Source organism: Halomonas sp. BM-2019 (assembly GCF_017584085.1).
This window is the reverse complement of the sequence record NZ_CP071922.1, coordinates 124,469-134,012: the sequence shown is the minus strand read 5'-3', so window position 1 is coordinate 134,012 and position 9,544 is coordinate 124,469. Positions and strand designations below refer to the sequence as shown.

Here is a 9,544-nt window from a genome sequence, read left to right as displayed (position 1 = left end):
CAGGGCCTCGGTCGAAAAATGGTTGCGGAAACCGCTCTGGTACTCGAGTGTCTCGGTGGTCATGGGCCTCTCCTCGTTCAATGCTGTTCCTGTTGGGCCGAGCGGCCTTGAGCCGCGGCCGGTCCGCTGGCCCGGCCGGCGATGGCCAGGGCCAGGGCCTCTTCCAGGACCTGCTGGTCGCCGATGTGATTGGCCAGCAGCAGGATGAGTCGTGCGTTGATCTGCTCGCTCTCGGCCTCGCTGCGATCGCGGTGGGCCTCGGTCAGCGCGGCGTAGAAGGCGTCCGGATCGGTGAAGTTGGCGGACAGCTCAAGCCGTGACATGGCGGCCTCCCTGAATCTGGTGAAGGGGGGCAAGCTGCTTGCCCAGGGCGCGATCGATGGCCTGGCTCACCGCCTCGCGGCGGCACTCGGCCCAGCGGGCCGTGACGTGCTGGTCGGGGCGGATCAGGTAGGCGGCGCCGGCGGTGAGGCCGTAGCGCGCCTGGACCAGGCCCTCGGTGTCCTCGATCAGGGTGGTGCGCGGCAGCTGGGTCAGCGCCTGGGGGGCCGGGCCGAGGAGGAGCAGGCCCAGATCCGGCTGCTCGTCCAGCAGGGCCGCCAGCTCCCCCGCCTGGGCGTCGGCCTGGCCGGTGGTGACGCGGCCGTCCAGCATCAGCACGAAACGATTGCCCAGCTGGTTGAGGAGCCAGGCGCTCTCGCCGTCCCGGCGGATCGGCGCATCCTTGGCCGGGCTGCCGGGGCGCAGCTCGGCGGGGAAGCGGCAGTCGTCGGGCCCGTTGAGGGGCGAGTCCTCATAGCGGCAGGGCAGCGACAGGCGGCCGCTGTTGACCAGGCTGCGGGCGAAGGGGTAGTGCTCCGCCAGTTCCAGCACGCTGTCGCGGAACAGCCGACTCACCCGGCTCTTGGGGGTGATGAAGTCGGTGGCGCGGGTGGAGTTGAGGATGTTCTCGGCCGCCCCGTGCTGGCGTTCGGTGTTGTAGGTGGCCAGCAGCGCCGCGGGGGCCTGGCCCTTGATCACCCGGGCCAGCTTCCAGGCCAGGTTGTCGATGCCCTGGGCGCCACCGTTGGCGCCGCGGGCGCCGAAGGGCGACACCTGGTGGGCGGCATCGCCCATGAAGAACACCCGGTTGTGGATGAAGTCATCCATCTTGCGGCAGCGGAAGGTGTAGACGCTGGCCCACTCCAGCTCGAACTCCACCTCCTCGCCGAGCATCGCCTGCACGCGGGGGCGGATGTTCTCCTCCTTCTTCTCCTCCTCCGGGTCGGCATCCCAGCCCAGCTGGAAGTCGATGCGCCAGACGTTGTCCGGCTGCTTGTGCAGCAGCACCGACTGGCCAGGGTGGAAGGGCGGGTCGAACCAGAACCAGCGCTCGGTGGGGAAGTCGGCCTTCATGATCACGTCGGCGATCAAAAAGCGATCCTGGAAGACCTGCCCCTTGCTCTCCAGACCGAGCTGATCGCGGATCCTGCTGTTGGCCCCGTCGGCCACCAGCAGGTAGTCGCAGGCGAGGCGGTAGTCGCCGTCCTGGGTGGCGACGGTGATCACCGTCTGGTCCGGTCGGCTGTCCACCTCGGTGACCTTGTGCAGCCAGCGCAGGTCGATGTGCTCACCGAGCGCGTCGGCGCGGTCGACCAGGTACTCCTCGAGGTAGTACTGCTGCAGGTTGATGAAGGCCGGTACGCGGTGACCCTCCTCCGGCAGCAGGTTGAAGTCGTAGACCTCGCGCTCCTGGAAGAAGACGCGGCCGTGCTGCCAGGTGACGCCCTTGTCGAGCATGGGCTGGGCGGCGCCCAGGCGGTCCAGGATCTCCAGGGTGCGCTTGGCGAAGCAGATGGCGCGTGAGCCGACGCTGACGGTGTTGTTGTCGTCGAGCAGGACGCTATCGATGCCCTGCTGGGCCAGGTCGATGGCGGCGGTGAGGCCCGAGGGGCCGGCGCCGACGATCACTACCGGGCAGTGGCGCACCTCGGCCTGATCGAGTTCGGGGGGGCGTCGGTAGGGATAGACGGGATTGTTATAGGTGGTTGGCATGCGATGCTCCCATGAGCCATCGGACGCAGTGCGCCCGATGGCGGATCACGTTCCGAGGGACCCTTACTGGTTCTCGACCACTTCCTGCAGCGAGTGCCACATGGCGGTGTCGCGCTCGGCGGTCCAGATGCGCGGATCCGGGTGCTCGCCGCCCGCCTCGTCATAGCAGCGGGTGATATCGAAGGGCACGCAGTGATCGAAGATCACCCAGTGGCCGTACTTCGGCTTGAGCAGGGCATAGGTCTCGGCGTAGCACTCGGAGAGGGACTTGCCGGCGGCCTTGCCCGCCTTGACGCTCTCGTACATGTCGTTGAGGAAGTCGCGGGTGCCCTGGATGGCCTCCTGGCACTGCTCGGGGGTGGTCAGGGCCTCGCCGCGGCCCGGCACCAGCTGCTGGGGGGCCATGGCCTCCAGGCGTTCCAGGGTGGCGGGCCAGTGCTCGTGATAGGCGTCGCCGGTGTAGGGGGTGGCGCCGTACTCCACCAGGTCGCCGGAGAACATCACCTTCTCCTCGGGCAGCCAGACGATGGTGTCGCCCTTGGTGTGGCCGCGGCCCAGGTGGATGATGCGCACCTCACGCTTGCCCATGAACACCGTCAGCTCCTGCTGGAAGACGATGTTGGGCCAGGTCAGGCCGGGCACGGAGTCCACGCCCTGGAAGAGGCGCGGGAAGCGGCCGACCTCGGACTCGTAGTCCTGCTGGCCGCGCTCGACGATCAGGTCATAGGTGTGCTGGCTGGCGTAGATGTTCTCGGCGTCGTAGGCGGAGGCGCCCAGCACGCGGACGGCGTGGTAGTGGGTCAGCACCACGTGCTTGATCGGCAGGTCGGTGACCTCGCGGATCCGGCGGATCACGTCCTGGGCCATGATCGGGGTGGCCTGGGTGTCGATGACCATCACGCTGTCGTCGCCGATCACGATGCCGGTGTTGGGGTCGCCCTCGGCGGTGTAGGCGTAGAGGCCCTCAGCCAGCTGGGTGAAGCTGACCTGCTTCTCTTCGGTATCGGCGTGGGACGCGAACTTCTTGCTCATGGTTCCTCCGGGTCGTCTGGGCGTCAGATGTGGCTGACGCCCTGATGTAGGGGCGAAGCGCTGTTGTGTGGCTTGATCATAGTTGCTGTTGAAACTAAATGTCCAGCCTATCGGGCGGTTTGACGCCGGCAGTATCGGCGGGGCTCGGCAAAAATCTGCTTCAGATCAACGTTTTTACCGGGTTTTTATACCTAAGTCTAAGTGAATAATCTCGCAAATTAGTTGCGCACGAGACTGTCTGGCGGCAAGGTGACGACCGAGGCTGCCCCGGGCGTAACAGGGCCCGGGCGCCACCCGCGCCGCCCTGCACCGCATAACAACCCCTATCGCCGCCAGACGACCCAGGAGAACAGCAATGAACAAGTCCTCTCGCCTTGCCCTCGGAGCCGTGGCCTTGACCGGCCTGGTCGCCAGCCTGCCGGCCCTGGCCCAGACCACGCTCACCGTCAGCACCTGGGGAGGGCCCAACCATGGGATCAATACCCTCGTCTGGCCAACCTGGGGGGCCTGGATCGAGGAGGTCACCGAGGGTCGCGTGACCGTCGAGGTGGTCCACGACATGGGGCCGCCCGCCTCTCAGATGGAGATGGTCGCCGACGGTATCGCCGACGCCAGCTGGATCTTCCATGCGCATATGGCCGGCCGTTTTCTCGCCACCCAGCTGCCGGAATTTCCCACCTTCGAGGAGTTCTCCTCCGAGGATGCCTCGGCCGCCTACTGGCATACCCACCGGGAGCATCTGGCCAGGGCCAATGAACATCGCGGCGTCGATGTGCTGGCTACCGGCGTCCACGGTCCCGGTCAAATCTTCACTCGTGACCGGATCGAGTCCATCGACGAGCTGGCAGGAAAGCGCCTGCGAGTCGGCGGTGGCGTGATGAGCGGCCTGGGCGATGCCATGGGGGTGACGGGTGTGGCCCTGCCGCCGACCGGCGTCTACGAGGCCGCCTCTCAGGGGGTGGTCGATGGCGCCATGCTGACCCTTGAAAGCCTGCGCAGCTTCCGCGTGGCCGAGGTCGCCCCGCACACCTTGACCGTGGATGGCGGCTTCTACCGCGGCAGTTTCACCATCGTCATGAATCCGATGTTCTGGGGCCAGATCTCCCCGGAAGATCGTGAAGCCATAGAAGCGGTCTCCGGCGAGCGCCTGTCACGCCTGTTCGGCTACATGATGGACGTATCCGACGAACGCGGGGTCGAGTTTGGTGAGGCGCGTGGAGCCACCTTCACTCAGGTGCCCGAGGCCGATATCGAGCGGCTGCGCGCGGTCACGGATGCGCTGGTGACCGAGTGGAGCGAGGCGGTGGAAGCGCGCGGTGTCGATGCCGCCTCAGCGCTTGCCTTCTTCCGCGAGCAACTGGCCGAGGCGGCCCAGGGCGAGAGCATCGCCGACCAAGTCGTCAGTGAATGAATCGACCGGCAACTCGAGAGATGACCATGTCGACCTCAGCACTCCTCTGGCCGCGCCTCGGTCGGGTTCTGCAGCTGCTGCTGGAGGGGGTGGCCGGTGCCACCCTCTTCGGCATGATGCTGCTGACCACCGCCGACGTGACCGGCCGCTACTTCTTCAATTCCCCGATCCTCGGCGCCGTGGAGCTGACCCAGCTGATGCTGGCTGCGCTGGTGTTCCTGTCGCTGCCGGTAGTGTGCTGGCGTCAGGAGCACATCAGCGTCGATCTGCTCGATGCGATCTTTCCCGCCCGGCTGGTGTGGGTACGCGAGGTGATAGTCAACCTGCTGGTGACGGCGGCGCTGTGGGTGATGGCGCGGCGCGTCTGGGCGCTGGCCGAGCGCGCCTTCGAGTGGGGCGATGTGACCGAGTTCCTGCGCATCCCGCGCGGCTACCTGGTCGGGCTGATCGCCGCCATGCTGGCGCTCTCGGCGCTGCTGACCCTGGCGCGGGCGGTGCTCTACCTGCTGGAAGGGTTCCGGGTGGTCAAGCAGGGCGGTCCGCTGAGCCCGGGAGGCACCCATGACTGAGGCACTCTACGGCTTCGCCGCGCTGCTGTTCCTGGTGTTCCTGCGGGTGCCGCTGGCCTTTGCCATGGGCATCGTCGGCTTCGTGGGCTTCTATCTGCTGACCGGCAACTGGAACGCCGCCGAGGCGATGGCCGCCCGGCGGGTGGTGGACACCGCCATGGACTACGGGCTGTCGGTGATCCCACTGTTCATCCTGATGGGCAACTTCGTCTCCCACGCCGGGCTCTCGGATGCGCTGTTCCGGGCCTCCAACGGCTTTTTGGGCCACCGCAAGGGGGGCCAGGCCATGGCCACCATCGTCGCCTGCGGCGGCTTCAGCGCCATCTGCGGCTCGAGCCTCGCCACCTGTGCCACCATGGGGAGGGTCGCCATGCCGCAGATGCGCAAGTACGGCTACCAGGACTCGCTGGCCGCGGCGTCGATCGCCGCCGGCGGCACCCTGGGCATCCTGATCCCGCCCAGCGTGATGCTGGTGATCTACGGCATCCTCACCGAGACCAGCATTCGCGAGCTGTTCGCGGCCGGCTTCATCCCCGGCATCCTGGGGATCTTCCTCTACCTGGGCGCGGTGAAGTGGGTGCTATGGCGCAACCCGGCGGCGGGACCTGCGGCGGAGGCGGTGCCCTGGGCGGAGCGAATCAAGGCGCTGAAGAGCGTGGGCAGCACCCTGGCGCTGTTCGTGCTGGTGATCGGCGGCATCTACCTGGGAGTGTTCACGCCCACCGAGGCGGCCGGCATCGGCGCCATGGGCGCCTTCCTGATCGCCCTGATGCGCCGGGCGTTGACGCCGAAGGTGCTGATGGCGGTGCTGATGGACACGGTGCGCACCACGGCGATGCTGTTCGCGGTGGTGCTGACGGCGCTGATCTTCGCCAACTTCGTCAACCGCGCCGGGCTGCCGGGCGATCTGCTGGCGCTGGTCAACGGGCTGAACGTGGCGCCTTTCGTGGTGATCCTGGTGATCATTGCCATCTACGTGGTGCTGGGCTGCGTGTTCGAGAGCATGTCGATGCTGCTGCTCACCGTGCCGGTGTTCTTCCCGGTGGTGGCGGGGCTGGGCTACGACCTGGTGTGGTTCGGCATCCTGGTGGTGATCGTGATCGAGATCAGCCTGATCACGCCACCGGTGGGGATGAACGTCTTCGTGCTCAGGGCGGTGCTGCCGGACGTTTCCACGGGGACGATCTTCCGTGGCGTGACGCCGTTCTGGGTGGCCGGTACGATACGGGCGCTGCTGGTGCTGGTGTTCCCGGCTATCGTGCTGTTCCTGCCCCAGCTGCTCTATTGACGACGGCTCCGGTGACGATGACGACTGGCCGAGGAGGCTCACGATGACGATGGAGGAAGTCGGTCGGTCCGGCGACCGAGGGGAGGGGGAGGGAGCCTCCCCGTCGCCCCGGGTGGAGCTGGATCTCAACCAGTTCCTGCCCTATCGGCTCAACCGGCTGGCGGATCAGATCAGCCAGGCGCTGGCCGAACTCTACGCCGAGCGCTACCGGCTCAACGTGGCTCAGTGGCGTGTGCTGGCTTGGCTCAGCCACTGTGACGATCTGACGGCGAAGAAGATCTGCGCCTATACCAACATGGACAAGGCGCGGGTCTCCCGGGCCATCCAGGCTCTGGAGGAGCGCGGTTTGATCAGCCGCACCCCCTCGCCGAAGGACCAGCGGCTGCACGATCTGTCCCTGACCGAGGCGGGTCAGGCGCTGCTGGCCGAGCTGGTGCCCGAGGCCCAGGCCTGGGAGGCGGAGCTGGTGGCGACCCTGAGCGCCGGCGAGTATCGCGACCTGCTCAACGTGATGCGCAAGCTCGAGCGGCAGCTCGAGCGTATCGGCTAGATCAGCCGCCATTCGACACCGAAGCGCCGGCCATGGCCGGGCGCTTCGGTGTCGTTGACAGGGCGAGTTGATCAGGCCTCCGGTACCCGTCCGCCCAGTCGGGCGGTGATCTCGGCGGCGGTGTCGCGTACCAGCGCGCCCAGCTCCAGCAGGCGAGCCTCCGGGATACGGGCCACCGGTCCGGAGACCGAGATGGCCGCCAGGGGGATGCCGTGCTCGTCGTGGAGGCAGGCGGCCACGCAGTGCAGGCCGATGGCGTGCTCCTCGCGGTCGCAGGCGAAGCCCTGGCGGCGGATCTCGGCCAGGCCTTCGCGCAGCGCCTCGGGGGTGTGCAGGGTGTTCTCGGTGACCCGGGAGAGCCCCTGTTCGGCGAGGATGCGCTCGAGCTCGTCTTCGGGCAGCCAGGCCATCAGCGCCTTGCCGATGCCGGAGGCGTGCAGCGGCGCCCGGGAGCCGATGCGGGTGATCATGCGCATCATCTGCGGCGACTCGCTCTGGGCCAGGAAGACCGCGGTCCCGCCGTCGCGGATGCCAAGGTTGGCGGTCTCGCCGGTCAGGGTGGTGAGGCGGCGCAGGAAGGGGCGGCTGGTGCCGACGAAGTCGCGGGCCTCGAGGAAGCTGTTGCCGATGCGGAAGGTCTTGACGTCGATCCTCCACACGCCGAGCTCGCTGTCCTGGGTAACGAAGCCCTGGCCCTGCAGGGCCTGGAGCAGGCGGTGGGTGGTCGAGGGAGCGAGGTCGGCCTGCTCGGCGAGTTCCGAGAGCGCCAGGCCCCCGGGGCTCGCCGAGAGGCGCTCGAGCAGATTGAGCCCGCGCACCAGCGACTGGCTGTGGCCGCCGCTGGCTTTCCCCGATCCGGCGGGGCGTCCCGCTGTCCTTCGCTTGACCTCGCTCACCCTCGACTCTCCTCGTGCCGGTTGCCTGCTGTTGGCCACAGGATACCCTGTCGACCGCGGGCTGTCGCGCCTGCGGAAATCGCTTCCATTCCCTGTGCGTGGCGGCGCCGGCAGGGTGCCAGATTCAGCGATGCCGCCAGCAGGGGACGCGCTTCTCGATAAAGGCGTCGATGCCTTCGCCGGCGTCCTCGGCCATCATGTTGCTGGCCATCACCTCGCTGGCGAAGGCATAGGCCTCGTCCAGGGGCGTCTGCAGCTGGCGCTGGAACATGCCCTTGCCGTTGCGCACCGCCACCGCGCTCTTGGCACAGAGGCTGGTGGTGAGCTCGGCCACGGCATCGTCCAGGGCGTCGTCCTCGGCGACCCGGTTGACCAGCCCCCAGTCCCGGGCGGTCTCGGCGTCGATGAACTCGCCGGTCAGCAGCATCTCCATGGCGCGCTTGCGGCTGATGGTGCGCGACAGCGCCACCGCCGGGGTGGAGCAGAACAGCCCGGCGTTGATGCCCGAAACGGCGAAGCGCGCCGAGCGCGCCGCCACGGCGAGGTCGCAGCTGGCCACCAGCTGGCAGCCGGCGGCGGTGGCGATGCCCTGCACCCGGGCGATCACCGGTACCGGCAGCGCGACGATGGCCTGCATCACTCGGCCGCAACGGGCGAAGAGCTCCTGGTAGTAGGCCTTGTCGGGGTGGGCGCGCATCTGCTTGAGGTCGTGGCCGGCGCAGAAGGCGCGCCCCTCGGCGGCGATCACCACGCAGCGTACGCTACCGTCGTTGGCCAGGCGGCCGAGCTCCTCCTTGAGGGCCACCAGCATCGCCTCGGAGAGGGCGTTGAAGCTCTCCGGGCGGCTGAGGGTCAGGGTGGCCACGCCGCCGCTGTCGCGGCGCAGCAGGGGCGGGGTCGAGTCGCTCATGAGAACCTCCCGATGGTTGTCGATGCCCTGGCGTTCGCTACCAGCCTAGCGTGGCTCGCGCCGTCCACGCACTGCCGCCAGGGAGGCCGGCGCCGGCTCGCCGGCGGCCTTGAGCCGGGTGAGGCGATCGCCGAAGAGGTAGGCGCCCAGGGCGACGAGACTCAGCGCGGCGCCTGGTTGAGCCCCATGCCCAGCCCCAGCGCCAGCACCGGGGTGATCAGCGTCACCAGCGCCACGCTGGCGGCGGGCAGCCGCGAGAGGATCAGGAAGTAGCAGAGAAAGCCCACCAGGGAGCCGAACAGCGCCAGGTAGAGCACGGCCCACAGGCCGCGCGGGCTCAGGGGGACGGCCAGGGGCTCGCCGCTGGCCAGCCACAGGGCCAGGAAGCAGGGCAGGCTGAGGGCCAGAGCGCCCAGGGTCTGCTCCAGCGGGCCGACGCCGGCCGCCACCCGCTGCACGGCGATGCCGCTGCCGCTGAACAGGGTCACGGCGGCGAGCATCATGGCCAGGGCGATGAGGGTATCGCTGCCGAGCACCAGGCTGTCGGCGAAGACCACCGCCAGCCCCACCACCCCCAGGGCGCAGCCCAGCCAGTGCCAGCGGCGCAGGCGCGTGGCCCTCGGCAGCGCCTGGAGGATCAGCCCTGAGATCAGCGGGGCCATGCCGAACATCACCGAGAGCATCCCCGACGGCAGGCTCTGGGAGGCGTGATAGCTCAGCGCCATGGCGCCGAATACCCCCGGCACCGCCGCGGCATAGCTGGCCAGGGCGCGGCGGTCGCGGCGCAGCCGGCGCCTCAGGGCCAGCAGGATCACCAGCCCGACCAGGAAGGCGATCAGCATGCGCAGCAGCAC

10 protein-coding genes are annotated in these 9,544 nt (G+C 68.4%); 4 read left to right on the top strand and 6 right to left on the bottom strand.

Annotated features, from left to right (window positions below; all coding sequences use genetic code 11):
* Nucleotides 1–77: 77 nt before the first annotated feature.
* The 3 genes from J5F18_RS00710 to J5F18_RS00700 all read right to left on the bottom strand — a co-directional run bounded on the left by J5F18_RS00710 (nt 78) and on the right by J5F18_RS00700 (nt 3,066).
* A complete protein-coding gene (locus J5F18_RS00710) occupies nt 78–323 on the bottom strand; it encodes a DUF2783 domain-containing protein (protein ID WP_346300458.1) in 246 nt (81 codons plus the stop codon).
* Entirely contained in the window at nt 310–2,034 is a 1,725-nt protein-coding gene (locus J5F18_RS00705; RefSeq protein WP_346300457.1) for an FAD-dependent oxidoreductase, read from the bottom strand. The genes J5F18_RS00710 and J5F18_RS00705 overlap by 14 nt, the downstream gene beginning before the upstream one ends.
* Before the next feature lie 63 nt (nt 2,035–2,097).
* The gene (locus tag J5F18_RS00700; RefSeq protein ID WP_346300456.1) at nt 2,098–3,066 is read right to left on the bottom strand and encodes an MBL fold metallo-hydrolase; all 969 of its coding nucleotides are present in this window, start codon (nt 3,064–3,066) and stop codon (nt 2,098–2,100) included.
* A gap of 355 nt (nt 3,067–3,421) precedes the next feature.
* On the opposite strand from J5F18_RS00700, the gene J5F18_RS00695 reads away from it, so the two are divergent.
* From J5F18_RS00695 to J5F18_RS00680, 4 genes are read left to right on the top strand one after another with little or no spacing between them, the layout of a single operon-like run.
* The gene (locus tag J5F18_RS00695) at nt 3,422–4,477 is read left to right on the top strand and encodes a TRAP transporter substrate-binding protein (protein WP_346300455.1); all 1,056 of its coding nucleotides are present in this window, start codon (nt 3,422–3,424) and stop codon (nt 4,475–4,477) included.
* 26 nt (nt 4,478–4,503) lie between these two features.
* The gene (locus J5F18_RS00690; protein ID WP_346300454.1) at nt 4,504–5,046 is read left to right on the top strand and encodes a TRAP transporter small permease; all 543 of its coding nucleotides are present in this window, start codon (nt 4,504–4,506) and stop codon (nt 5,044–5,046) included.
* The gene (locus tag J5F18_RS00685) at nt 5,039–6,334 is read left to right on the top strand and encodes a TRAP transporter large permease (RefSeq protein WP_346300453.1); all 1,296 of its coding nucleotides are present in this window, start codon (nt 5,039–5,041) and stop codon (nt 6,332–6,334) included. The genes J5F18_RS00690 and J5F18_RS00685 overlap by 8 nt, the downstream gene beginning before the upstream one ends.
* Before the next feature lie 49 nt (nt 6,335–6,383).
* Nucleotides 6,384–6,884, top strand: a complete 501-nt coding sequence (locus tag J5F18_RS00680) for a MarR family winged helix-turn-helix transcriptional regulator (RefSeq protein WP_346302143.1) — start codon at nt 6,384–6,386, stop codon at nt 6,882–6,884.
* A gap of 71 nt (nt 6,885–6,955) precedes the next feature.
* Here the strand turns inward: J5F18_RS00680 and J5F18_RS00675 are convergent, their stop codons facing one another.
* The 3 genes from J5F18_RS00675 to J5F18_RS00665 all read right to left on the bottom strand — a co-directional run.
* Nucleotides 6,956–7,780 (bottom strand): IclR family transcriptional regulator C-terminal domain-containing protein, encoded by an 825-nt coding sequence (locus J5F18_RS00675; protein WP_346300452.1) that lies wholly within the window; start codon nt 7,778–7,780, stop codon nt 6,956–6,958.
* A 124-nt stretch (nt 7,781–7,904) separates the two neighbouring features.
* Complete coding sequence (locus tag J5F18_RS00670) at nt 7,905–8,690, bottom strand: enoyl-CoA hydratase (RefSeq protein WP_346300451.1); 786 nt, start codon at nt 8,688–8,690, stop codon at nt 7,905–7,907.
* A 161-nt stretch (nt 8,691–8,851) separates the two neighbouring features.
* A partial coding sequence (locus J5F18_RS00665; RefSeq protein WP_346300450.1) for a DMT family transporter occupies nt 8,852–9,544 on the bottom strand: 693 nt, incomplete at its 5' end.

What these genes read in the sequence shown, in the direction of transcription:
- J5F18_RS00710 (WP_346300458.1), bottom strand. Translation starts at nt 323, where the DNA reads ATGTCACGGCTTGAGCTGTCCGCCAACTTCACCGATCCGGACGCCTTC.
- J5F18_RS00705 (WP_346300457.1), bottom strand. Translation starts at nt 2,034, where the DNA reads ATGCCAACCACCTATAACAATCCCGTCTATCCCTACCGACGCCCCCCC.
- J5F18_RS00700 (WP_346300456.1), bottom strand. Translation starts at nt 3,066, where the DNA reads ATGAGCAAGAAGTTCGCGTCCCACGCCGATACCGAAGAGAAGCAGGTC.
- J5F18_RS00695 (WP_346300455.1), top strand. Translation starts at nt 3,422, where the DNA reads ATGAACAAGTCCTCTCGCCTTGCCCTCGGAGCCGTGGCCTTGACCGGC.
- J5F18_RS00690 (WP_346300454.1), top strand. Translation starts at nt 4,504, where the DNA reads ATGTCGACCTCAGCACTCCTCTGGCCGCGCCTCGGTCGGGTTCTGCAG.
- J5F18_RS00685 (WP_346300453.1), top strand. Translation starts at nt 5,039, where the DNA reads ATGACTGAGGCACTCTACGGCTTCGCCGCGCTGCTGTTCCTGGTGTTC.
- J5F18_RS00680 (WP_346302143.1), top strand. Translation starts at nt 6,384, where the DNA reads ATGGAGGAAGTCGGTCGGTCCGGCGACCGAGGGGAGGGGGAGGGAGCC.
- J5F18_RS00670 (WP_346300451.1), bottom strand. Translation starts at nt 8,690, where the DNA reads ATGAGCGACTCGACCCCGCCCCTGCTGCGCCGCGACAGCGGCGGCGTG.